This is a genomic window from Niabella aurantiaca DSM 17617 (assembly GCF_000374125.1).
Lineage (GTDB): Bacteria > Bacteroidota > Bacteroidia > Chitinophagales > Chitinophagaceae > Niabella > Niabella aurantiaca.
In genome coordinates this window covers 1-24760 of the sequence record NZ_KB893625.1, presented here as the reverse complement: position 1 = coordinate 24760, position 24760 = coordinate 1, and the positions used below count along the sequence as shown (strand labels likewise).

The 24760-nt window shown below is 48.0% G+C and carries 16 protein-coding genes; 5 read left to right on the top strand and 11 right to left on the bottom strand.

Features of this window, described 5'->3' with window-relative positions; genetic code table 11:
- Positions 1–7: 7 nt before the first annotated feature.
- The 6 genes from B160_RS0100100 to B160_RS0100065 form a co-directional block, all read right to left on the bottom strand.
- On the bottom strand, positions 8–1489 hold the full coding sequence (locus B160_RS0100100) for a SusD/RagB family nutrient-binding outer membrane lipoprotein (protein ID WP_018625795.1): 1482 nt from the start codon (positions 1487–1489) through the stop codon (positions 8–10).
- Between the two features lie 11 nt (positions 1490–1500).
- Positions 1501–4728 carry a SusC/RagA family TonB-linked outer membrane protein gene (locus B160_RS0100095; protein WP_018625794.1) on the bottom strand — a complete coding sequence of 1076 codons (3228 nt, stop codon included), beginning with the start codon at positions 4726–4728 and terminating at the stop codon, positions 1501–1503.
- Positions 4729–5850: 1122 nt separating this feature from the next.
- A complete protein-coding gene (locus B160_RS0100080; protein ID WP_018625793.1) occupies positions 5851–6306 on the bottom strand; it encodes a lipid-binding protein in 456 nt (151 codons plus the stop codon).
- A gap of 90 nt (positions 6307–6396) precedes the next feature.
- Positions 6397–7110 (bottom strand): BT_2262 family domain-containing protein, encoded by a 714-nt coding sequence (locus B160_RS0100075; RefSeq protein ID WP_018625792.1) that lies wholly within the window; start codon positions 7108–7110, stop codon positions 6397–6399.
- A 14-nt stretch (positions 7111–7124) separates the two neighbouring features.
- Complete coding sequence (locus tag B160_RS0100070; protein WP_018625791.1) at positions 7125–8513, bottom strand: SusD/RagB family nutrient-binding outer membrane lipoprotein; 1389 nt, start codon at positions 8511–8513, stop codon at positions 7125–7127.
- A gap of 28 nt (positions 8514–8541) precedes the next feature.
- A complete protein-coding gene (locus B160_RS0100065; RefSeq protein WP_040679179.1) occupies positions 8542–11691 on the bottom strand; it encodes a SusC/RagA family TonB-linked outer membrane protein in 3150 nt (1049 codons plus the stop codon).
- A 462-nt stretch (positions 11692–12153) separates the two neighbouring features.
- Here B160_RS0100065 and folD point away from each other — a divergent pair, with 462 nt between their 5' ends.
- The 3 genes from folD (at position 12154) to B160_RS0100045 (ending at position 15109) form a co-directional block, all read left to right on the top strand.
- Positions 12154–13032, top strand: coding sequence for a bifunctional methylenetetrahydrofolate dehydrogenase/methenyltetrahydrofolate cyclohydrolase FolD (gene folD / locus B160_RS0100055; protein ID WP_018625788.1), 879 nt, complete (start codon positions 12154–12156; stop codon positions 13030–13032).
- A gap of 192 nt (positions 13033–13224) precedes the next feature.
- Positions 13225–13806, top strand: coding sequence for a 7-carboxy-7-deazaguanine synthase QueE (locus B160_RS0100050; RefSeq protein ID WP_018625787.1), 582 nt, complete (start codon positions 13225–13227; stop codon positions 13804–13806).
- Between the two features lie 175 nt (positions 13807–13981).
- Positions 13982–15109: a M42 family metallopeptidase gene (locus B160_RS0100045; protein ID WP_051107113.1), complete on the top strand. Its 1128-nt coding sequence runs from the start codon at positions 13982–13984 to the stop codon at positions 15107–15109.
- 69 nt (positions 15110–15178) lie between these two features.
- On the opposite strand, the gene B160_RS0100040 is transcribed toward B160_RS0100045, so the two are convergent.
- The 3 genes from B160_RS0100040 to nth form a co-directional block, all read right to left on the bottom strand.
- On the bottom strand, positions 15179–16693 hold the full coding sequence (locus B160_RS0100040) for a RagB/SusD family nutrient uptake outer membrane protein (protein ID WP_018625785.1): 1515 nt from the start codon (positions 16691–16693) through the stop codon (positions 15179–15181).
- A gap of 18 nt (positions 16694–16711) precedes the next feature.
- The gene (locus tag B160_RS0100035; RefSeq protein ID WP_211218021.1) at positions 16712–19870 is read right to left on the bottom strand and encodes a SusC/RagA family TonB-linked outer membrane protein; all 3159 of its coding nucleotides are present in this window, start codon (positions 19868–19870) and stop codon (positions 16712–16714) included.
- Between the two features lie 594 nt (positions 19871–20464).
- Positions 20465–21343, bottom strand: coding sequence for an endonuclease III (gene nth / locus B160_RS0100025; RefSeq protein ID WP_018625782.1), 879 nt, complete (start codon positions 21341–21343; stop codon positions 20465–20467).
- A gap of 115 nt (positions 21344–21458) precedes the next feature.
- On the opposite strand from nth, the gene B160_RS0100020 reads away from it, so the two are divergent.
- Positions 21459–22109, top strand: a complete 651-nt coding sequence (locus B160_RS0100020) for a peptidase M10 (protein ID WP_018625781.1) — start codon at positions 21459–21461, stop codon at positions 22107–22109.
- Here B160_RS0100020 and B160_RS27975 read toward each other — a convergent pair.
- Entirely contained in the window at positions 22106–22564 is a 459-nt protein-coding gene (locus B160_RS27975) for a copper resistance protein NlpE (protein ID WP_018625780.1), read from the bottom strand. The genes B160_RS0100020 and B160_RS27975 overlap by 4 nt on opposite strands.
- A 56-nt stretch (positions 22565–22620) precedes the next feature.
- Positions 22621–23967, bottom strand: a complete 1347-nt coding sequence (locus B160_RS0100010; RefSeq protein WP_040679331.1) for a sensor histidine kinase — start codon at positions 23965–23967, stop codon at positions 22621–22623.
- A 131-nt stretch (positions 23968–24098) separates the two neighbouring features.
- On the opposite strand from B160_RS0100010, the gene B160_RS0100005 reads away from it, so the two are divergent.
- Positions 24099–24647, top strand: coding sequence for a YqgE/AlgH family protein (locus B160_RS0100005; RefSeq protein ID WP_018625778.1), 549 nt, complete (start codon positions 24099–24101; stop codon positions 24645–24647).
- Positions 24648–24760 lie beyond the last annotated feature (113 nt).

Sequence of the window (24760 nt, the reverse complement as noted above, 5' to 3'; positions counted from 1 at the left end):
GATGCTGTTAATTTTTATCCCAAAAAACCCGGGTCGTCAACTTATCTCCACCGATCGCTTCGGACGCTGCCCGCCAATTGGCCCCGTTAACGGTTTGCTCATTGATCGGGTATGTAAGCCGCACGGGCACTTTGCCGTCAGCCGCCGGCACAGCCAGCGGCGCGGTCATTACCGGGTAATCCAGCCGCCGGTAAAAATTCCAGGATTCAAATCCACGGTTAAACATTGCAATATATGCCTGCCGTCCTATTTTGGCCTTCCAATCGCCTTGCGCCGTAGCATAAGCAACCGCAGGTTTGGCCAGGTAAAGTGTGGCATCCGCATCGCTTAGCCCAAGCTGTCCAAAGGAAGCCCGGATCGCCGCATTGTAATAATTCACTGCCGACCCTCCAACCGAAAAGCCGCGGGCAGCCGCTTCTGCCAAATAAAAATTCACTTCAGCAGCATCAAACAAATAACCCGGATCGTCCGGTGCTACAAACCGGTCGCCCACGTGTGAAAAATCTTCATATGCCTGCTCGTCATCCCCCAATACGGCGCCCACGTACGCGCCGCCCACCCGGGTAAAATAAACGGCCCGCCTTGGATCCGCCAACCCGTTCATCATATCAACAATCGTTTTTTCGATAATATAATCGTTCCTGCCGCTGGCGATCACATTTGCATGCACCGGGTTGAAATTCGGAGATAAAGCCGTGTACTTAAACGAAACATTCTGCGTGTTCTGTGTAATGACGCCCCCGGTAACTGCCGCTTCCACAGCCGACTTAGCCAAACCAGCATCCACATCAGAAAGATTTATTCCAATTTTAAGCAGCAACGAATTTCCAAACAGCTTCCATTTGTCCACATCCCCTCCCAGCATATATTCTTCCTGTGCACCAAATGACGGAGCGGAAGGATCTAACTGGCCCAGATCTGCCTTTAGCCGCTCAATTAATTGGGGATATATAGCCGCATCATCATCATATTTTGGCAGCACCACACCCGCATCTGCAGCCTCTGAATAAGGGACATCTCCGAAAGAATCCACAAGGATCTGGAAAGCATATACCTGCAGCATATCCAGGATCGCCATTTTATTGGCCTGCTGCTTGTCCCAATCTTCCTGCGAAGTGGCCGCCGGCTTTGCCTCTGCCTGCACCGCCTCCCTGGCAGATTGCAGATTGCCGATCACCCTTGCGTACAACGCGGTCCAGTGATTATCCGGCACCCGCCTTGTTCCGGCAAAATCAAACTGGGCATCAGTAAAATAAGTGGTCATGGTCCAGTAATGCTGAAAAAAACGAAATACATTCAGGTTTACGTCGGGCGTTGTTACCTGGTCTGCCAGCTCCTTTTGTGCGTTGGTCAGGAGCAGGGACGGAGCCACCTGGTAAGGTTTATCATGGTCATCGTTAAATCCTGCCCTGTCTTTCACGCATCCCGACCCGGCAACTAAAATGGTGGCAAGCACTGCGGCAATGAGTTTATTATTTATGGATTGCATTTTTTTCTGATTTAAAAGTTCAATTTAGCGTTGAATGAAAAAACCCGGGTAGCAGGCATTACCCCGCTCTGATAGCCCTGAATATTTCCCGAGGAAGTACCCGCCTCAGGATCTGCATAGGGCACATTTTTATGAATGATCCATAAATTGTTCCCTACCAGGCCGATGGTGGCCCCTTTTACAAAACTTCCGCTTTTAAACAGTTGGGCGGGAAGCGTATAGGAAATATTGGCTTCCCTTAGTTTTACATAGGACGCATCGTATATAAAGGCTTTATTCGGATAGGCGCCATCGCCGCCGAAAACCCCGTATGCACTTGCATCTACACGCACATCATTGGGCGATCCGTCTTCCTTAACACCCGGTAAAATAATTCCGCCGCCATCATCCAGGGAGGCGCGAACCGGGTTCCCCAGATCATTCAAACCAACCGTATTGGGATAAAGACCGGTAGACTGACCGTATGCCTGATCAAGGGAAAATATACTGCCCCCGTGCTTCATATCAACGAGGAATCCTAATGACAGGTTTTTATACTGCAGCTTGTTGTAAACACCGCCGATCCATTTAGGCTGAATATTGCCGAGGATCTGGTCCTGCGCCTGTAAATAGATCCCGTCTTCATCCACTACCGGCTTGCCATCTTTGTACACATAATCAGTTCCCCGGAATGTACCATAGGGCTGGCCTACTGTTGCATTCAATGAGGTCATCTGGAAGTTGGCCAGCTGCAGGTTTTCCCGGCCTTCGTTCAATGCGACCACCTTGTTCTGGTTCTTTGCCCAGTTGATGTTCATTTTCCATTCAAAGTTCTCGTTCCTCACAGGCGTTACCCCCAACGCTATTTCGATCCCCCGGTTCTCTGTTTCTCCCGCATTCACCAATGAAAAAGAGTACCCCGTGGACGTGGACTGGGGAACGCTGAACAACAGATCTTGTGTATTTGTTTTATAAAGGGAAAGATCCAGTGTAATTCTCTTTTTCAGCATCGTGGCTTCCAGGCCTACTTCTATACTTTTCTGCCTTTCCGGTTTTAAGGATTCAAAATCGACATAAGTGGTACTGTTATCCGCCATCGGGTAACCGCCTATAAGGCCATTGTTCACTTTAAATCCCGGAAGGCCGGGGGGCAGATCGTTCCCCACGCCGGCATAGCTCAAACGCAGCTTCGAAAAATCGAGCCAATCAGCCGTTCCGTTTTTCTTAAGCAATTCCGAGAACACAAAGCTGGAACCCAGCGAAAAATAAAAATACGCCCGGTTATTTTCCGGCAGGGCCGTTGACTCGTCCCTCCTTACCGTTCCTTCAAGGAACAATGTTTTTTTGAAGTCGGCAGAGGCCTGCGCATAATAGCCCGTTTTTTCCAGGGTAACATCTCCCTGTATGGGCGGGAAATAGCCCACAGAGTTACCCAGGGTATACAATTTCGGTATGACCAGCCCTCCGGTTGTAGAAGCTTCAAAATCTTCCTGGTGGGATTTTACAAATGTTCCGCCCAGTAAGAAATTGGCGTTGAAATCATTGCTGATCTGCCAGTCGTAGGTCCCGATCAGGTCATAGGTCTGCTGTAAAAATTTATTGGTAAACAACCAGTAGCCGGAGCTCTCTCCGGCAGGCGCCTGCGCCACTCCAAACTCTTCGGAATGGCTGCCCACTGCTTTCCGGATCTCCTGTTTGCTGGTAGAGTAGTCAATGGTTACACGGCCCAGGATGTTAAAATCGGGGGTTATGTCCCAACTCAGATTGGCCCCGGTCAATACCCTTGTTCTGTCGTCTGTAGGATAATTTTCATAACGGTCCCAATAGGGATTGTTCCAGAAGGCGGGTACCAGATTGCCCGTTTGAGGTGAAGTCATGTTCCAGGTCAAATTCTCATGATCCCGCATATACTCCTGTTTCAGTTCTTTTATATCCACATTCATAGGCCACCATTGCCGGAAACCGGTCAAGATATTGTCTCCGTAGCCGACACTATTCCTGCCGGTAGCAGACTGATCTAAAAAAGTAGCAAACGCCGTAGTCTTAAATCCTTTTCCAAAATCCCTGGAAAAATTACCGTTCAGCATGTTCTTTGTTAAACGGCTGTTGGGCATGACGCCTGTTTCATAATGGTTGGTGTAGGTAAAGTTATAGGTGGCGTTATCACCGCCGCCGTTGAAGTTGACGCTGTTAACAGCCGTAAGCGCTTTTTCAAAGAACGTGCTGGGGTCATTTGCAGCGGCTACCCAGGGCGTTGGTTTTCCAAAGTTCGGATTACCGGGGGCAAAAGCATTCCATTGATATACCATTAAGCCGGGATCAAACCGGGGACCATAGGAGGCATCATCACCTGTGCGTACCAGCTTGTCAACAGTTCCATCCTGGTCCACATCAACATTTCTGAATACGGGACCGTATCCTTCGCCATATTCTTTTTGGTAAGTGGGGAATGTTGTTTTGTCAATAGCCCCCACGGAGAACGTAGTGTTCAGCGTGACTCCAAGCCGTTGATTCTTCTTTCCCTTCTTAGTGGTGATGATCAATGCGCCATTAGAGGCCTGGCTGCCGTAAAGTGCCGTGGCTGCCGCGCCCTTCAATACATTGATCGACTCTATATTATTGGGATCAATATCGGAAGCGGAGTTACCAAAATCCACTCCATCCCTTCCCCTGGCAGCATCCCGGAGATTCAGGTTTGTATTCGCGATAGGCACACCATCCACCACGATCAAAGCCTGGTTATTATAGGAGATACTTTTTATCCCCCGCAACACAATATTGGTTGAACCTCCGAAATTCGAGTTCGTCTTAATATCCAGACCGGCAATGCGGCCAGACAGGTTATTTAAAAAGTTATTGGTAGGCCGGGCATTAACGGCCGCACCGTCGATTTGCTGTGAAGAATAACCCAACGCCTTTTTTTCGCGGGATATGCCCAGGGCAGTGACCACCACTTCTTCGATCAGCTGCCCCTCTCCCGCTGCCAGGGTAACCTCCACCGGGGACTGGGATGCTGTTACGGTTTGTGTTTGAAAACCGGTAGCGGAAACTTCGAGTGTAGCCCCTGCTCCCACGCGGATACTGAAATTACCTTCAGCATTTGCCGATACGGCGCTCTTTGTTCCTTTCTCCGCAATCGTGGCAAAAGGGACAGGGTTTCCCGTTTCATCCTTAACCGTACCGGTTATTGTCTTTGTTTGTGCTAAAAGCAAAAAGTTGCCGGCAAGCAGCAACGTAATTAAAAGTAAAAACCTTCTCATGTAATGTGTTTTTGTTAAGAAATAATTAAAGCGCAACCGATCTCGTTCCGATCATTTTTTAAAAAAACACTAACAAGTTATCACTTATAAAAAATATTATCAAAAAAAAGTTAATAATAATGAATAATTTCTAATATTAATACTAACAATTGTTTGTTTATTAATAATTTACAAATGATGTTTTTTTATAAGAGGACAAAGCATTTTTGTCCTTAAATGAAGAAAAAAACAGGACAACTCCTATTTTGAAGAATCGAAGGCGCCCCGATGGGTCTGTGGGGAATGGCAGTAACCGCTGATCATGGGACCTCCGGCAGGCCGTTACGGGTCTGTTACACAATGCGACTCCGGGATATGACCCTGCTAACAATGAAAAGGACATCATAGCCGCCAGGATAGTTTTTTATAGGGCCTAATGAATGCGGCAATGACAAACAATTTCGATAGATCGGAATATTTCAAGGTCTGCCGCTGCCTTTCTTTTTCACTTTTCTCCCGATCAATCGGGGACGAAAAGCAGAGCAAATCCTGATAGCTATCGCATATGCTTCAAGTTAGTTTTAAGAATTTAATGGTCAACCGTAAAAGCAGGCAAGTAACGGAACTGCACAGATCCGCTTCTCCACATTGCCTTGCTGCAGACCTGCACAAGGTGTAAAGAAAAGAAAGGAGCCTGATGGATTGGCAGCGGCTCATATCCTTTGTCATTGGCAGCGAAAAGTGAAGCTGATAACACATTATACATTCGATCTTCACGCGGAAAATGCACCGTGCCCATGGAACGCACCACACTATCGCATGCTTTTAACCCCGAATCAATTCCGGAGTTGTTTATATATACAGGCAGATGGCCTTTTTACAAGCCTGCTTGTAAAAAATATACGCAAAGGGCAAGAGGCAAGGCCTCGCCTCTTCTACCAACAACGAACCCCGGTTCGTTGTAAAAACATATTTTAAAATAAACACCGGTCTATTATAAAACAGATCGCTGCCCTTTGCCCTATGGGAAGGGGAAAGACATCCGCAAAAGAAGGCTGTACCGGGTACCTGGTACAGCCTTCTCCTATTTTTATTATCCGGTAACCTTATGGTTATCCGGCATTCGAAAAGATATCGATCCTGCTAATCCTGCATATACTCATCATATGAAGTGGTCCGATGTCCGGAGACTGAAAAGATCGTTCCGGGATCATCAGAAAACTCCACTTTAAATGCTATGCTGTCCTTGTTAATGACCTTACCTTCGGTTAACTTAACATTAATGCCATAGCCTGCTATTGCATTCTTGGACCCCCCGGTTTCAAATGTCAAATTTGACATATCCACTTTTGCCTTGAACTTCATCTGGTAGAAGTTGCCGTTATAATCATCCAGCCATATGGAGTCCTGACCAAAGGAAGAGTTATAGATTTTTACTTCAAAGGGACCGGCCACCACCTGGTCACCGATAGCCGCCTTTAACGTCCAGTCGCCGGCAACAGGGTAAGCCCAGTTATACTCTTTTTCCACTTTCTTCTGGCAGGAGAAAAAGGCAAGGGACAAAATCAGCGCGGCGCCCAAAAAATATATTGTTTTCATTCGTATGCTTTTATTGTGTTTAATGATCTGTTGAACCTGTTCTAATCTAATATGCTTAAGGATCACATCCGCGATCCGCTATCAAAAACATTATTCGATCGGTGACGGATTGTTCAGTGTGACTTTGAACAGCATCGTTGCAACATCTTCCATTCTTGTATGCAGAACAAGGGTTTTTGTCGCCGGTGTATAAGTAGATACATCGGTAAAAAGACAGGGGTATCCCCATGCCAAAGGTTCCGCAGATACGATCTCAAAAGTGTTATCCCCTTTCAGTTTGATCACCCCGGGGCCGGCATAGGCCGGGCCGTAGCTATTTCCCAGGTCGTACCAGCGCCCTAACAGATCCTGAATATGATATTCATTATTCCCAACCCCAAACACCAACACGCTGAAGGGTCCTCTGCTTGATTTTACCCCGGCGTTGTCGCGGTCTATTTTAGAATCATAATACCCATTCAAAGGAGCGCTTTTCTCATACACAATAACGGTACGGCTTACGGAAGCGGGGTACCCATCGCTGTTGTTCACAGAATAGGTAATGTTATAAATTCCGCCCTTTGTAGCATCTACATTCGACTTGGCCGCGATCTGGCTGGTAAGATCTGTTTCGCCTTCTTTTGCCTCGCAACCCGGGTCAACAAAAGCCTCTCCCAACTCCCAGAAGAGCGTGCTGGGCCCGTTCATGGTCATATCTGCATAGGTCGTCATAAAAGACACACCTTTGGAATCTTTTGTGCAGGAAGTTACCGCAGTAACGCAAACCGCCAAAAGGATCAGTATATTCAGTATTTTCTTATTCATGTCTTCGGTTTTTATTATTTAGCCCACCATACAGGCACGTTCAGGTCAACCCTTTGTGGTGTGTTGGAATTGGATTTTTGCTCGCTTGCCGGGAAAAAGAACCGCTTGGGACGGTCGTCGTTTGCCCAGATGGAAGTTGCGGGCCTGGTAAAGGTATTTGCAGGATACCCGGTCCGGTTATAGTCAAAAAACGCTTCCAGAGATCTTTTATTGGTAGACGCCACCCATTTTTGCTCAATGATCGACTGAATACCGTTGTACGGGTAAACAATGGCATCATCTTCCATCCCATAGCTGGCAAATGACGCTTCCACTGCTGCATCGAATGCATCTTTTGCATTGGCCGCAGCTCCGTAACGGGCCTCCGCTTCGGCGATCAGGAACAAGGTTTCTTCTGCGGTAAAAAAGTACACCGGGTAGGTAGCATGGATGCTGGGTGTTGCATAGCTTTTAATAGTACCTGTAGCGGTAAGATAGTCACCGGAATGCAGGGATGCCCAGGTGCTTCCTGTTTCGGAAGCCGTATAGATCGTATCCCTCCGGGGGTCATTGTTTTCTGTCAGCCATTCCATAAGGGTGGTATTGGCGATCACGTTACCGGCTAACCGATCAACAAACGTATTGTAGAACGGGTTTGCCGCTGTTTCTTCTTTTTTGAACGATTTAAACATGGCATCTTCTGTCAGAAAATCGTTCTCTGCCAGCAATGCTTTGATCTGGGCGCTGTATTTGTTTGCATCCACATTCACATAACGGAGATAGATCTTTAACTTCAATGTATTGGCAAACTGCCGCCATTTGCTCATATCTCCTCCGAACACAACATCTGCAGCACCGGGATCCGAAACGGTTGATGCTGAAAAATCTTTGGACATCGCATCATCGATCATACCGATCAACCCTTCATATACCGCTTGCCCGTCGTCATATTTGGGCTGCAGGGTACCTACACCGTTGAGCGCTTCGGAAAAAGGTATTTTATCATACAGGTCTGCAAGTACCTGGAACGTATAGGCCTGCATTAAACCTGCTATTGCATAAAGCTTCCAGTCGCTTTTTTCACTGGCTTTTTCCTTTACATAGTTATAGTCATAAAGCGCACCGGCGTACAATGTGGTGAACTGGCGGTCAAAATCATTGTTCGTCAGGTTATACGACTCCCAATCGGCCCACTGGGAAGCCCCTGACGACTGTGCGTATTGCTGGGTCCAGAAGGCACCCACCGCCTGGTAATACCCGCCAAAAACAAATGCAGTGCCGGCGATCCCGCTTGGTAGAACCAGGGCCGGTGTTGCCTCTGCCGGGTTGTTGGGACTGACATTGATATCAAAAAATCCCTTTTTACAACCGCTTGCCAGTACCCCTGCGGTTATAAAGATCAATATATAATTCTTAATATTCATTTTTTTCCTTTTTAGTGTTAGTAATTCGCTAAAACCCGAGTTTTAAGTTAAATCCAATACTCCTGGTAGTGGGGGCAGCACCAAAGTCACCGTAATCGGCCTCCATATCATTACCAAATGTTGTTTGCTCCGGATCCGTGAACGGATTCGAGCTTGGCGTCCACAACAGTAAGTTGGTGCCGATAAGGCCGAGATCCACAGACCGGATAAAGGATTTGGAGATCCACTCTTTAGGGAATGAATAGTATAAGCTGAATTCTCTTAATTTAAAAAAGGTCTTCGACATCAACACATAGGCGGATCCAATTCCTGCGTTATTGGTCTGATTAAAATACGCATTCAAATTATGATCAAACCCGGCGATGGGTGTTGTATTTTCTACATATTCACCATCGATCTTCTGCACGGAGTTGGGGATGATGAACGGCTGCCGGTCATTGTAGGTGGTCTGTATGGCATTACCGGTAAAATACATCATTTCGGCAGTACGAGAGTACATCACACCGCCGTTCCGGTAATCACCTACGAGGCGCATGCTCCAGTTCTTATAACTTAAAGAAGTTCCGCCTCCGATCCTGAATTTGTTCGGAGAAGAACCCAAGGGTTGTTTTTCTGCGCTCATATTCGGCAGCCCTTGGGCATTCACCACCACTCTTCCCTTAGGATCGGTTTCAACAACCGTTCCTTCAAACAAGCCAAGCGGGTTTCCGGGGCGTGCAACAAACCCGATCGATCCGGTACCGCCCAGGGAGATCTGGTCCAATCCTTCTACCAGCTCCACAAGTTCATTTTTGTTGCGGGAGTAGTTGGCAAACACTTCCCAGTTCCAGTCTTCGGTTTGTACGGGAATAAGGTTCAGCGCAACCTCCACACCTTTGTTGGTGATCTTACCCAGGTTTTGCGTTTGCGCCGTAAAACCGGTAGTGGAAGGAATGGTGGATGTCCAGATCAGGTTGGTGATGGTCTTGTTGTAAGCCGTTAAATTCAGCCCGATCCGGCTTCTGAAAAATTTCAGATCCGCACCGATCTCGTAGTCGGTGGATATCTCCGGCTGCAGGTTCTGGTTACCGATCAGGTTCGACACGGTAAAACCATTGACCCCTTCCGGCAGCGGAAAATTAAAGTTACGGTACCCGTCACCCAGCGCGGTTTGGGTCAGCACCGCAAAGATCTGGTACGGATCTGCATCCTTACCGGTCCTTGCAGCACCCATGCGGATTTTACCAAAGGACAGCACATCTTTGTTGGGGATCAGCTCAGAGAACACAAAGCTGAGGCTTGCTCCCGGGTAAAAAAATGACCTGTTGGACGCCGGCAGCGTGGATGACCAGTCATTTCTGCCGGTAACGTTCAGGAACAGCATATTCCTGAACCCGATATTTGCACTTCCATAAACCCCCACCAGCCGGCGCTTGGACAAGGTACCAGCAACCAATGGTTTGGAGGAACTGTTGGACAAATTGTAGAATCCCGGAATATCCAGACCGATCACCTGGGTGGTTTGTGTCCGGCCATCCCGCTGGTTAAAGTTATGTCCCACGATCGCATCCAATGTGAAATCCTGGTTGATATGGGGTTTGATGTTCAGGAAAAAGTCGGTGTTGAATTCCGAAGAGAAATAAGACGCCTCTATAACCCTGCCGGCATCGTCGTTGCTGCTTGACCGGGCGGATGTGGTAATGGCCCTCCAGCTTTTTCCAGCGCTGCTTGAAACATCATTACCAGCTTTAAAGGTAGCCGTTAACCAGGGGGCAATTTTTGCGTCCAAAGACAAATTTCCGAATATACGGTTCTCTTCAAACCGGTTCCCATGCTCATTCAGCACATAATAGGGGTTCTGCGCGTAAAGCGTATAATAATTGTCAACATTGTAAAACTTGTTGTTATAGTCCTCCTGATCCACAAAACTGATATCCCGGGGCGCCTGCCACAAGCCATCAAGCACCGATTGATCCTGACCGGTCAGTACAAATTTTGAGGATTTATTGACGTAGTTTACGGAAGCGCTTGCATTGAATATTTTTAAAAATTTGCTGGCCCCTCTCAATGCTACGTTATGTCTTTTATAGGAATCCGCATCGGTTGGCATGATCCCATCGGCCAAAATATTCCCGTAAGAAATATAATAGCTCTTGTTCTCATCACCATTTTTTACGGCGATCGAATTGTTCAGTGTTTTACCCACCTCGAAAAAATCCCGCACATTTGATTTTAATGCAGAATAGGGTTTTACCAGCTGCTGGTTATCTACCACAAATCCCCAGGGACGGTTAACCCCGTCAAAGCGGGGACCCCAGCTACCATTCTCGGCCAGGTCACCACCTTCTGCCGTGCTGCGGTTATACCAGCCCTGTCCGAACTCATTTTGCATGAACGGCAACCGGAGCGGCGTTTCGAAGGTAGTGGCCGACGCAATGTCCACACTTGCCTTTCCGTTGGACTTTGACCCGTTCTTTGTGGTGATCAGCACCACACCGGATGCAGCCCGGGAACCATAAAGGGCTGTTGCCGATCCCCCCTGCAGGATATTGATCGATTCGATATCATTCGGGTTAATATCATTTCCACGGTTACCAAAATCCAGACCGCCATTAAGATCGGATGTCCCCACCTGCCCGTTGCTAACCGGTACACCATCCACTACAAAAAGCGGCTGGTTGGATCCGCCCAAAGAGCTGAAACCACGCATAATGATACGCGTAGATGCTCCGGGGGCACCGGAAGCAGAGGTAATTTCCACCCCGGGAACCTTTCCCTGCAGGGCATTCAAGGCGCTCCGGTTACCGGTGGCCGTAAGCTGTTCCGCATTGATCTGCGTGGAAGCATACCCCAGCGAACGTTCGGCCCGCTTTACACCCACGGCCGTAACCACCACCTCCTCGATCGTTTCCTTACCCTCCTTGTTCAATACGATCTCTTTGAGGTCTTCTAATGTACTTTTATCAATGGGGTTAAACCCGGCTGCCGAAATGGTAAGCGTTGCACCTTCCTTAACGTGCATCGTGAAATTTCCATCAGCATCCGCTGAAACAGCATTTTTTGCGCCTTTTTCTGCGATGGTCGCAAAGGGGACGGCATTCCCCGATTCATCCTTAACTGTACCTGTTATGGTCCTTGTCTGTGCAAAAACCAGCAAGGAACAGGTCACTAATGCTAATAGCAATACAAGTTTTCTCATGGATTTTTTTTTGTTAATAGAAAATATAGTCAGTCATAAAGTCAATCACATCCAGAAGTCAGCCAAATAATCCATGCAAAGTACAACGTTTTAACAAACTGTTGATGTTTTCTTAACGAAAGGAAAACGCTAACAGACGTTAATTAACAAGTAAAATAGTTGCATAGCTAACGTTTTATATTGATTTACAATATCTTGGAGTAGAGGACAATAATTTCGAAAAAATTAAAAAATTTGATTAGAATCAAGTCATTTTTTAGAAAAAAAACAACCGGAAACACGGTCGTTCGCTGTTGGATCACAAACAGGCGCAGGCCCAATTCAAAATGGCGGCCTCGCTGACCGTTTCCGGCAGGCGCCGCTTTTTGCGCCATGCAGCAAGAGCTTAAAATTATTTCGCGGACAGATATCAGGACCGGAATGTTTTCAATAAGCCTGAAACTTTAGCTACCTTTGCGGCCTATGCAACTACTGAACGGAAAAGAAACAGCAAAAGTAATCCTGGATTCCCTTGAGATCGACGTGGCGCAGCGCGCAGCTACCGGTAAAAAAGTGCCGCACCTTGCGGCCATTCTTGTAGGAAATAACGGCGCCAGCGAAACCTATGTGGCCTCCAAGGTAAAAACCTGTAATGAGATCGGTTTTGTTTCTACGCTGATCCATTTTGAAGAAGATGTTACTGAACTGAAGCTCCTGGAAAAGATCGAGGAGCTCAATGAAGATATGAATGTGGACGGCATCCTGGTGCAGCTTCCCCTTCCGGATCATATTTCAGAAAAAAAGGTGATCGAAACCATCGACCCTGCCAAAGATGTGGATGGGTTCCATCCGGTAAATATTGGTAAAATGACACTGGGAGAGAAAGATGCCTTTGTCTCCGCTACTCCTTACGGGATCCTGCTGCTGCTGGAACATCATAAAATTGAAACAAAAGGAAAACATGCCGTGGTGATCGGAAGAAGCCATATTGTGGGCCGCCCGATGAGCATCCTGCTGAGCAACAACTCCAATCCCGGCAACTGTACCGTAACGCTGTGCCACTCGAAGACCGCCAACCTGAAAGAGATCTGCCAGCAGGCGGATATCATTGTTGCAGCTATCGGCATTCCCGAGTTTGTAACCGCCGATATGGTCAAAGAAGGGGCCGTTGTCATCGACGTGGGCATTACGCGCATAAAAGATGCCACTAAAAAATCGGGGCACCGCCTGGTAGGCGATGTAGATTTTAAAAATGTAGCCCCAAAAACAAGTTTTATTACCCCCGTTCCGGGTGGTGTGGGTCCAATGACCATCGCAGCATTGATGAAGAATACCTTCAGGGCCTGCGACGACCGGAATTAAGCTTCGACAGGCCAGCTTAAGGTTTAATGTTCAAGGTTCACCACCTACCTGGATGGTGTTTCCGTTTCTTAACTGGTTTGGCAGACAAGAGACATTGGACATTAGACGTTAGACGTTAGACAAGAGACAATAGATATCAGAAATCAGAAATCACATACCACCCCTGCAACATTTAACGGCTGCTATCCCGTTATGGAGCACTTTTATACCATCCAGGGTGAAGGCTACCACCAGGGAAAAGCCGCCTATTTCATCCGCCTGGGAGGATGCGATGTAGGATGTACCTGGTGTGATGTTAAGGAAAGCTGGCCGTTCAACGCGCATCCGCAATGGTCTGTTGCGGCTATCGTGGAAGCGGTGAAAAAAACAGCCGCCCCCATCGCCGTGGTCACGGGTGGCGAACCACTGCTTCATCCGCTCGAAGCACTGACAACCGCCCTCCGGGAAAACGGGATCGCCACCAATATCGAAACATCCGGCTCCGCGCCCCTTTCCGGCAGCTGGGACTGGATCTGCCTGTCTCCAAAAAAATTCAAACAACCCCTGCCGGAGATCCTGCCCCGGGCAAACGAATTAAAGATCATCGTTTATAATAAAACAGACTTTTCCTGGGGTGAGCGGTTCGCGGCACAGGTATCCCCGGATTGTAAGCTCTACCTGCAGCCCGAGTGGAGCAAGGCTGCTGCCATGACCCCACTCATTGTAGATTATATTAAACAACACCCGCAATGGGAGCTGAGCCTGCAGCTCCACAAGTACATCCACGTGCCCTAACGGTTTGAAGTTTCCATATGTGAAGTTTGAAATTTCAGGCAATCCCCCATTCACACATCTCCACATTTTCACATTCCCACATTTACAAATTTTCAGATTCCCAGGCCTGATAATTCCCCCTGCCCGCCGATTCTTAATAAAATTTATGTACGTTTGGTGCTCTTAAATGATCATTATGGTTAAATCAAGTACAAAGGAAAAAGGGAAAAAGAGCAAGGCATCCAAACCGGTATTAACAGATGAAGCATTGCTGTTCTTAAAGAACTACATCAACAATGCATCTCCGGTCGGTTTTGAATCATGGGGACAGAAATTATGGCTCGATTACCTCACACCTCATATAGATACGCATTTTGTAGACCCGTACGGTACTGCCGTGGGGGTTATTAACCCCGGTCAGCCGTTTAAAGTGGTCATCGAGGCGCATGCGGATGAGATCGGCTGGTTTGTGAACTATATTACAGATAAAGGGCTGATCTACGTGAAGCGGAACGGCGGCGCGGATCACCAGATCGCTCCGGCTCAGCGCGTTTTTATTCATGGCAAAAAAGGGCCAGTAAAAGCCGTGTTCGGATGGCCGGCCATTCATACCCGTATCGGGAAGGAAAATGAGACCCAGCCCAAAACAGAAAATATCTGGCTCGACTGTGGTGCCCGCAGCAAAAAAGAGATCGAATCGCTGGGCATACACGTAGGCGCCGTGGTTACCTACCAGGATGGGTTCGACGAGCTGGCAGGGGACCATTTTGTAGGACGTGCTTTTGATAACCGGATCGGTGGTTTTATGATTGCCGAGGTTGCCCGTTTGCTGAAAGAAAATAAAAAAATATTGCCTTATAGTTTGTATGTGGTCAATGCCGTACAGGAGGAGATCGGCTTGCGGGGCGCAGAAATGATCGCACGCCGGATCAAACCTGATATTGCCATTGTAACCGATGTGACACATGACACCAACACCCCCATGATCAACAAAAATATTGAAGGGGATGTATTGTGTGGCAATGGCCCTTCGCTGGCTTATGCGCCGGCAGTACACAACAAGCTCCTAAGCTTTGTTGAAAACATCGCAGAAAAAAATAAGATCCCGGTGCAATGGCGGGCATTAAGCCGCAGCACCGGAACCGATACGGACTCCTTTGCCTATGCCAATGACGGCTGTCCTTCTGTGCTGATATCAATGCCGTTGCGGTATATGCACACGACAGTAGAAATGATCCATAAAAAGGATATTGAAAATACCATCCGGCTGATGTATGAAACATTGCTGGCGCTGACGCCAAAAACGGATCTTAGCTATTTGTAAATGTTTTTCCCGGATAAAAAAAGGGCCCGGCAGCACCGGACCCTTTTTTATTTCATGAACACCTGCTTTTTAAAACCCGGTATTATTGGGCAGCAGATTCGGATTCACATCTGTTTCCTGTTTAGGCACGGGGAACAACAATTGCTTTTCAGAGAACGTTGCATTGAACACTGTTTTATGCCCGACAAAATTATCCCAGGCGCCGGTAACATCATTGCGTACCTTTCTTGTACGCAGCATATCAAACCACATTTTATTTTCAAAACACAATTCAAAATAACGCTGCGACCACACTTCTTTTTCAAAAGCATCCTTGCCGGTATTTGCAAAAGGCGCCAGCTGTGCCCTTGTGCGAATGGCATTCAGGCACTGCAGCGCCCGTACATTTGGCGCACCTTCTGCCCGGTTGGAAGCTTCTGCGTACATCAGCAATACATCCGCATACCGGTACAACGTATAGTTTAAATTGGACTTAACAGTATTGGTTACTGCATTTACATCAAACCATTTGTACAGGTAGGGATGTGAAAAGGTAACCACCTTACCGTCCTTGGCACTGGGATAACTGCTGTAAAAAAATTGACGTTCTTTCGCCCGCTTATCTCCTGCGGGGAATGACGCGATGAACTGCTTGGAAGGATACACCGATCCGTATTCATCCGAATATTTGGAGATGCCGGAGTAGTTCGGAATGGTCAGCGGCGTTAGCGGGTTGTTCTGGTTTGCCGAAGCCGAATACTGTACCTGCAAAATAAACTCCTTCGTGTTCTTATTCGCCGGATTGATCATATCGGTATATTCAGGAAACAGACTGTACCCTCCGTTATTGATCACCTCCAGCGAACGTTTTGCAGACTCCGCGTAATATTCATTGCCGCCGTTGATGGCCGCGCCGGCATATGTTAAATATACATCTGCTAAAATCGTTTTTACGGCGCCCATGGAAATGGTGCCCGTTCCGCTCCGCCAGGCCAGGGTAGACTTTTCCGCAATAAGCAGATCCGGGATGATGATGCTGTCATAAATAGCTTTGGCAGGCGTTCTTGGCAATTTCAGCTGATCAAAACTCGTTGCCAGTTCGGTAACCTTCGGCACAGCGCCGTACATACGCACCAGGTAAAAATAGTAGAGCGCCCTCAATGTATGGGCTTCTGCCACCATATTGGTTTTGGACTCATCGCTTAAATCCCCGGCTACGATCTTCGGAATGGAAACAATGGCTTCGTTGCAGGCTCCAATTCCTTTGTATAAATATTGCCACCAGGTATCAAAATAAAACGAAGTGCTGTTGTATGCAAGGCTCTGGAACGTGGTATAGTTCGTTTGTCCCAGGTCGCTTCCGGATTTCCCTGTCATATATTCCATAAGATTCCAGGTATTTCCCCCGTAAGAGGAAGGCTGGCCACCTAATACGGCTTTGCTCAAATTCTGGTAACAGCCATCGGCAAAAGCCCGGGCTACTTTGCCACTGGTCAGCTTCGAATCGGGTGTGATAAAGGAAGTGGGCTTCTCTTCCAGGAATTTGGTACAGGATGCCAACAATAAGATCAATGCCGCACCTGCTAAATATTTTCTATTTTTCATTATGTTCATATTTTATTTTTAGAATACGAGGCTTACCCCCAGATTCCATACACGCGGGCGCGGGTAGGAAAAGAAATCGAGGTTTTGTGAAAAGGTTCCGTTACTCCCTACTCTTGTATTGTACGTATCGACTTCGGGGTCGTAGCCTGTATATTTGGTACTCAGGAACAGATTTTGAACACTTGCATAGATCCTTAACTTTTGAATGTTCCAGCGATCAATAGTGGTTTTAGGGATCGAATAGCCTAATATAAAGTTCTGACCGCGTATATAGGAACCATCTTCCACCCACCAGGTATCAAATTTGGAATCCTGGGCAAACTTATACGGCCTTACCTGGGAGATCATGGTATTCTGATGCTCCGGGGTCCAGGCATCCAGTACCGTTGCCAGGCTGTTCGCGATCGTCTGGCGGTCTTCCGTAGAATGCTTAAAAGTGGCCGCGGTATTCATTCCCTGCACAAAACGGATATCGAAGGAAAAATCGAAATCCTTGTAATTTATGGTGCTGGAAAAAGTCCCCGTCCACTTGGGGTTTGCCCTCCCGATCACACCATAATGTTCCGTACCATCCTCATCCAACAGGTATTTCCGGTCGCCCGGCTTCAGGTTCTGTGTTGCCGCCAGAGCGGCCTCATCTTCACTATAGGTGCCCAGGCGGGTTCTTCCCCAGAAGGTACCGATGGCTTCCCCTACGCGTAAAATATTTGTTTGACCTAAAAAGTTAGGCCCGGGAAAAATATCCGCATTCCCGTCGTTCAATTGCAGGATACGGTTGCGGTTGGTGGCAAAAATGAAATTGGTCGACCATTTAAAATCCGGATGATCAATATTCACCGTATTCAGGCTGATCTCCAACCCGGTATTTCTTACCGACCCGATATTGCGGTATACATAGGCCTGATCAAATCCCCCAGACCAGGGAATGGGTGTTTGCAATAGCAGGTCTTTTGTAGTACGTGAATACACATCCGCAGTCAGGTAGGCCCGGTTATTCCAGAGGCCCAGTTCCACACCGGCATCACCCTGCCAGGATACTTCCCATTTCAGATCGGGGTTTCCCATATTGGTGGGTACCAACGAGGTTGCCAGGTTGCCTCCCAGCACCGTAGAGCCGGGCTGTATCTTCTGTAAAGAAGTATACGGATCAATTTCCTGGTTACCGGCCGCTCCATAGCTCGCTCTTATTTTCAGATCACTGATCACATTGCTGTTTTTCAGGAAATCTTCCTCAGAGGCCCGCCAGGCAACACCCAGGGAGGGGAAGAAGGCATATTTATTGTTTTTACCAAACTTGGAAGACCCATCATAACGGCCTGTAGCGGTAAATAAATACTTATTCTGGATATTATAGGTCACCCTTGCATAATAGGAATTCATCGCCCACTGGTAGTCTTCGGATTCAGAAGCATTTCTTACGGCGCCCGCCTGTAAATAATGCCATTGGAAAATGTCATCAATGAACTGCTGGTTATCTGCCCGGAGACGTTCCTGGTTGTATTTCTGCCAGGAGGCCCCCAGCATTGCCGTCATCCGGTGTCCGTTTGAAAAATCCTTATTCCAGGTCAGGTAATTTTCAGATTGCCAGTAGCTATTCTGATAGGTATTTAAATTGGCTTCCCCACCCGCATCCATAGACAGGTTATGCAGGTCCATTGCGGAATAGAAATTATTTTTCAGATTATTGAGGTTATACCCAAAGTCAGATTTGAACTCCAGTCCTTTGGCAAGCCGGAACAGCAGGTACGTATTTCCCAGGGTTTGAACGGTATTATTCAGCGAATAACGGTTCGTTGCAATATGAACGGGATTTGCGCCACCTTCCATACCCGCTATATCACTGTTGCCGGCCCATACACCGCCTGGGTATTTCACCGGCAGGATCGGCAGCGCTTCCGCCACCATCCGGGGAACATTCAGGCCCCCGTTGCCATCGGACACCATCCGTTGTAACCCTTTTACAACACCAATGCTTCCCCCGATCTTCAGCCACTTGTTCACTTCATTATCCAGGGTAAACCGGGCAGAATACCGTTTAAACCAGGACTGGGTCATGATCCCTTTTTGATCCAGGTAACCCAATGAAAGCCCAAAAGTTGTTTTGTCATTTCCACCCTGGAAATTCAGCTGATGACTGGTTGAGGTTGCCGGTTTATACACTTCCGACTCCCAGTTGGTATTATAGATCGGCTGATCGTTTGCATCAAACAGGTCGGGATAGTTCTGATGGTTTAATGCGGGCGGAGGTGTATAGGGACTGTTTACCGGATCAGGATTGAATTTGTCTGCATTGGCAATGGCATCATTATATACCTTCATAAACTCAGAAGCATTTAGCGAGCGCAAATGCCGGGATAGTTGTGCCACATTCACATTTCCCTCATAGGAAACCTGCGTTCCGCCCCTGCGCCCCCTCTTTGTTGTGATCATGACCACACCATTGGCGCCACGGGCACCATAGATAGCCGTGGATGATGCATCTTTAAATACCTCCATAGATGCAATATCGTTGGGGTTTAAGGTGTTGGCGTCCACACCAACCACTCCATCCACAACATACAGCGGGTCGAGGCTGGAGTTAATGGAGCCTAAACCCCGGATGCGCACCTTGGCACCTGCACCCGGTGCGTTGTTGTTTACGCTTACTTCCACCCCTGCCACCTTTCCCTGTAACGCCTGCGTCACATTGGGTACCGGGGCATCCATCAGCTTATCGGACTTTAACGTGGCTATTGCCCCCGTCAAATCCGATTTCTTTGCCGTACCATACCCGATCACCACGACCTCATCCAGGGAAGTGCTGGTAGATGGCTGTAACGCAATCGTACCCAGGTCGGCCCTTCCGTTAACCGGCTCTTCGCGGTTCGTATAGCCCACCGCACTGAATACCAGCGTTGCGTTTGCATTTTCCAGATTTATGGTGAACGCACCGGTCTCATCTGTTATGACAGCCGTTCGCGTTCCTTTTACCTGAACGGTCACCGCGGGCAATGCGGCGCCTTTGTCATCGGTAACCTTTCCGGTAACCGTTATCTTTGTTTGCTGTAATGCGGCAGCGGGCGCGGTGTTTGCCATTGCTGCCGGGGCTGCCCCCCATAAGACGGTTGCGATAAAACACCCCCGCATTCTTGTGCATGCACCTGAGATAAACCCAGGTATGCGTTTACGACTTCTCATATATAATTAAAAAATGATTTACAGGGCTTTGTGTTCTGCAACAGCTATTCACTCTTTTTCATTCCTGGCCATCCTTACGGATGCAAAAACGTTATTGCAAGATCCGTACAACAACAGGTACCGCCGTTCTTTTGCCGCCGCCAACTATATAGGAACGAGCCACCGTAAACGGGCGCGATCCATTTAAAAAATCTCCTGATATAATTGATCCATGGCCGCAATACCTATTCGTGCTTCAACAGATCCGCTAAAACGTTATTGCAAAATCCTGATAATTTACAGCAATCTGTATGCCAATACTGTTGTGTGGTAACCGGGAGTTCAAAGAAGTCCCGCATCATTTCTCAAATGACCGCCCGGCTATTGCGGCTCCAACTGCCCGGGCGTTCAAATCATCAATATTCCGGATATTCAAAAGAAGGTTGTACCGTTCTTTGATCGCTCATATTCCATATCGAAGTAATAAAGACTGCTTCCCGGACATTACCCTTCCATCATGCCTGAAGCATTCACCAGCACTTTTCATTTCATTATCTGTCTGACACTACTAAAACGCTCAAAGGGACCGCTTAGTATATATTTCCGAAAAATAAATCACCCGTTCTGCTTTAGCAGCTGATGAAAATAGATGCAGACCTGCTGCAGCCCACATTCCCGGCATTTGGGATTTCTTGCCAGGCAGGTGTACCGGCCATGCAGGATCAGCCAGTGGTGCGCCTTGTGGATCAGCGCCGGCGCTATATTCCTGATCAGCTCTTTTTCCACGGCAAGCGGTGTCGTCAGCTTTTGCGGCACCAGACCCAGCCGTTTGCTTACCCGGAACACATGCGTATCCACCGCCATATTGGGTTGCTGCTCTACTACCGAAGTGATCACATTGGCCGTCTTCCTTCCCACGCCGGGAAGGGTGACCAGCTCTTTTACCGTCATGGGTATTGTACCATCATAATCCTGCATAACCTTTTGGGCCATGCCGATCAGGTGTTTGGTTTTGTTGTTCGGATAGGAAATGCTCCGGATCAGCGGGAACAGTTCGTCAAATGTGGCTTTGCTTAAACTGGAAAGATCGGGGTATTTTTCAAAAATAAGGGGTGTGGTCATGTTCACCCGTTTATCGGTGCACTGTGCAGAAAGAATCACTGCAACCAGGAGCTGGTAGGGATTGTCATAAACCAGCTCCGTTTCAGGATTGGGCATATGCTCCTGAAAATAACGGATCACAAATTGATAGCGTTCTTTCTTTGTCATAAAACAAACGTACAAAAAATACAGGGATATTGCCGTTTGAGATGGCGACAGGAGCAGGGTCGCAATATAAAAAGATCTGTGCTTCTGAGCTTCGTTGGCAAATACAGAAAGGCCGGGGTGCTGAAACTTTTGCAGCTTAGCACCAAAGTTATTTGTTGCCTTTCCGGCCTTTGAAACGATGAGCTTAACGCTTAGTTGCCAGGCCGCCCGTTTAATTGGACGCAACGGTTAAATGGTTTGCCGGACGTCTGGGACCACTCCTCGTCACAGGAGCAGAAGCGGCTTCAGTGTTTCAGCGCCTCAGTAGCTTCATCCCAAAAATTTGACTTAACTTCCCCCCATGGGCATTATTGAATACGATAACCAGGCGATACGGATCCACTCTCATATCATTACCTACGGCAATGCTGCCGGCAGTATGCTTACCGAACAGATCAGGGCAGAGATCGAAGCCATGTGGAATGAGCCGGGCGGGTCCGTTTGGCTGAAAGGCGCAGCGTGGCCGGTCCGGTTCTACATTACCGCAGACTATCAGCCCGGGATAGTGCCCGAAGAAATCCTGGGGAACGATAATCCGAGGAATAATTATTTCCGGATCGAGGAGTATGCACAGGGCAATATTTCCTTTGTAGACGGTTTGGGATGCAACACGGGGTATTTTAAACTCGAAAATCTGTACGCGGGTTCAACCACGGCGGCGCATGAATACGGGCATACACTGGGATTGGAGCACCCGGAAGATCTCGACTACCGGGGTAAGGGCGTTCCGGGCATCATGTACCCGCGCGGCACCCTGGTAGATCCTCCCTATCAGTATGAGCCCGATCAGCCGGCAGGCGCTAAAGGCGGCACTTTATATCCGATTTACCGGAGAGTACGGAAAGAAGACATCGCCCTGCTGAAGATTGAACGGCTTTCTTTTAAAGACAACCAGGCGATCATCGGGGATTTCAGCAGTATCTGGCATCCGGATCATCAAACCCTGCTTTAATTTTTCATCAACACATAATGACCGGCCGATGCACCTTTTATTTCTTCCCCGTTCATATCCAGCTGGGTGAGCGCATTGAGCCCGACCGTGTACATAACCGGGCGCTCGATCCCCGCCCCATCCATTTTTAAATACAGGATATTCTTCTTTACCTCATATTTGCCTTTATTTACGAAAGAGTCCGGCTGCCCGCCTTTATAAACCTCCTTCATCAGAAAAGAATGGTCCGCATACAGGGTGAGTGTGGTCTCGATCCCCTCGCAGCTGGCGCAGGGCAAAAGGCCGGAATAGGTGCCCTCGAACTTTATGGTGTCGCCCGTATGTATTTTTTCGGAATCATGAATGGGCGATGGCTCGTAAGTGTATGCGTACGGCTCCTCCTTTGTCCTCTTCTCATTTCCGCTTCCGGCGCAACCGGCCATGCAGCATACCAGTATTATATATACACTTTTCATCCCCGTTCAATGATTTTATGGTGCGCAAAACGCAGCGCACCGATGTTCCCGCGTTGCTACCCGGCATCCGTATCTAACGGAAACTCCAGGGTAAATATGCTGCCCCTGCCCAATGCGCTTTCTACCTTAATGGACCCGTTGTGCGAATGTGTGACCGATTTCACGTAGTTCAGCCCCAATCCGAATCCTTTTACATTATGAAGATTGCCGGTATGCGCGCGGTAAAATTTTTCAAATACCCTTTTCTGTGTTTCCTTGGTCATCCCGATGCCGTTGTCTTCAAACTTCAAAATGAGCTTTTCTCCCGAGTTATAGGAGGTGATCTTTAAATGGATGGGGACATTTTCCTTGGAATATTTTACAGCATTGTCAATAAGATTATTGACCAGGTTGGTAAAATGCACTTCATCCCCTTTGATCAGGTCATTGGATGCACCCAATGCCAGCTCGGCCCGGCCGTTCTTTTCCTGAAGCTGTAACAGGAACTTACCGGCCACCAGTTTTATGATCTCATGAACATGCACGGGAGTCTTGTCGAGCTCTACTTCCTGCTTTTCAAACTGTGAGGCCTTCAGAATCGCCTCCACCTGCTTGTTCATCCGCTGGTTTTCTTCCTTGATGATGCCGCTGAAGTAAGACATCCGTTCCCGGTTCGAGACGACTTTTTCGTTCTTCAGGGCATCTACCGCCAGCGATATCGTAGCGATCGGCGTCTTGAACTCGTGGGTCATGTTGTTGATGAAATCGTTCTTTATTTCGCCGAGTTTTTTCTGCCGCAGCATGGTATAAACGGTTACGAAGAAGGCAGCAATGATCACCAACGTGAACAATATGGCCAGCAGGATGCTTCCCGTCAGGGAGCGTAACACGAGCTTCTTATAGTCGAGCGCCACTACAAACAGTGCTTCGTCCGGGTTTTCGAAGGCGGACCCGCTCGAAACAACGATCCCCACCCCTTTCCCGGAGTAATTGTGTATGGTATCTGCCTTCGCCTGAACATAGTTCGGGGTCTGCTTTTCAACGGGGTCAAAAGGCTGGTCGCTCCGCAGCATCAGCATGAACTCAAAATCCAGCTCCTCCAGGCCGGCGCGGTCGAAAGCCTTCCGGATCCAATCGTACAGTTTCTGGTGGCTCATCTTGGCATGGATCGTATTACGCTTAAAGAAGTCGTGTGCAGACCGGGGCAAAAGAGAAAGCGGAATGTCGTTATTATAAGGGGTGCTGTATTGCGTTTTGAACTGGATCAGCTCCAGCCCTACCTCATTTACAGCATTGTCGATCTTTTGCCGCACCTGGTCTTCCCGCAGGATGGCCGCATTCTTTAGCCAGGAAACCTGGAAAAGGATGATCCCCAAAAGCGACAGTGAGATCAGGACCGTTATCAATACAAATAATTTCTTCACGAACGTTAAAACTGGGTAAAAGCAAATATAATCATCGATCCGCATCTGTAAAAACCATAAATCTGTTTACCTTTATACTTTAACTTGCTTTTATAGCGCATTGGAGGTAATCATTCTATAAATGACACGAGATGGAGCCGGAAAGTGGTACCTTTTTGATAGCAAATCCTCATTTGAACGACCCTAATTTTGTGCGTACGGTCGTGTTCCTTTGCGAACATGATGCCGGCGGCAGTGTGGGGTTTGTGATGAACCGGAAAACCATTCATACGCTGAGCGACCTGGTACCGGGCTTTGAGGGCCTTGACTTCCCTGTTTATGAAGGAGGGCCTGTGGGCCTGGACAACCTGCATTTTCTGCACCAGTACCCGGAAGAGATCCCCGGTGGAAAGGAGGTCCTCCAGGGAGTTTACTGGGGCGGTGACTTTGAAATGCTGGCAACGCTGCTTTCCAGCGGGCGCATCGCTCCTGAAAAAGTGCGGTTTTTCCTGGGCTATAGCGGCTGGGGTGAAGGGCAACTGGACTTTGAAATGGAGGAAAAAACATGGATCGTTACCCGGGCAACCAAAGAGTTTCTCTTTAGCAAAGAGGACGACGCGCTCTGGAAAAATATCCTCACCCATTTGGGAGGCGATTATAAGCTGATCATCAATGCGCCGATCGATCCCCGGATGAACTAGGCTGCGGCAGGCTCAATTTGAGGTTTCAGGTTCAGCATTGACGGGGTTTTTGTATCTTAACAGGCTGATCTCAAATCTCAAATCTCAAATCTCAAATCTCAAATCTCAAATCT

Bases quoted from the DNA above. Each gene is read 5' to 3' on its own strand.
- B160_RS0100075 (WP_018625792.1), bottom strand. From the start codon at position 7,110: ATGAATAAGAAAATACTGAATATACTGATCCTTTTGGCGGTTTGCGTT.
- B160_RS0100080 (WP_018625793.1), bottom strand. From the start codon at position 6,306: ATGAAAACAATATATTTTTTGGGCGCCGCGCTGATTTTGTCCCTTGCC.
- folD (WP_018625788.1), top strand. From the start codon at position 12,154: ATGCAACTACTGAACGGAAAAGAAACAGCAAAAGTAATCCTGGATTCC.
- B160_RS0100040 (WP_018625785.1), bottom strand. From the start codon at position 16,693: ATGAAAAATAGAAAATATTTAGCAGGTGCGGCATTGATCTTATTGTTG.
- B160_RS0100020 (WP_018625781.1), top strand. From the start codon at position 21,459: ATGGGCATTATTGAATACGATAACCAGGCGATACGGATCCACTCTCAT.
- B160_RS0100070 (WP_018625791.1), bottom strand. From the start codon at position 8,513: ATGAATATTAAGAATTATATATTGATCTTTATAACCGCAGGGGTACTG.
- B160_RS0100065 (WP_040679179.1), bottom strand. From the start codon at position 11,691: ATGAGAAAACTTGTATTGCTATTAGCATTAGTGACCTGTTCCTTGCTG.
- B160_RS0100045 (WP_051107113.1), top strand. From the start codon at position 13,982: ATGGTTAAATCAAGTACAAAGGAAAAAGGGAAAAAGAGCAAGGCATCC.
- B160_RS0100095 (WP_018625794.1), bottom strand. From the start codon at position 4,728: ATGAGAAGGTTTTTACTTTTAATTACGTTGCTGCTTGCCGGCAACTTT.
- B160_RS0100050 (WP_018625787.1), top strand. From the start codon at position 13,225: ATGGAGCACTTTTATACCATCCAGGGTGAAGGCTACCACCAGGGAAAA.
- B160_RS0100035 (WP_211218021.1), bottom strand. From the start codon at position 19,870: ATGAGAAGTCGTAAACGCATACCTGGGTTTATCTCAGGTGCATGCACA.
- B160_RS0100100 (WP_018625795.1), bottom strand. From the start codon at position 1,489: ATGCAATCCATAAATAATAAACTCATTGCCGCAGTGCTTGCCACCATT.
- B160_RS27975 (WP_018625780.1), bottom strand. From the start codon at position 22,564: ATGAAAAGTGTATATATAATACTGGTATGCTGCATGGCCGGTTGCGCC.
- B160_RS0100005 (WP_018625778.1), top strand. From the start codon at position 24,099: ATGGAGCCGGAAAGTGGTACCTTTTTGATAGCAAATCCTCATTTGAAC.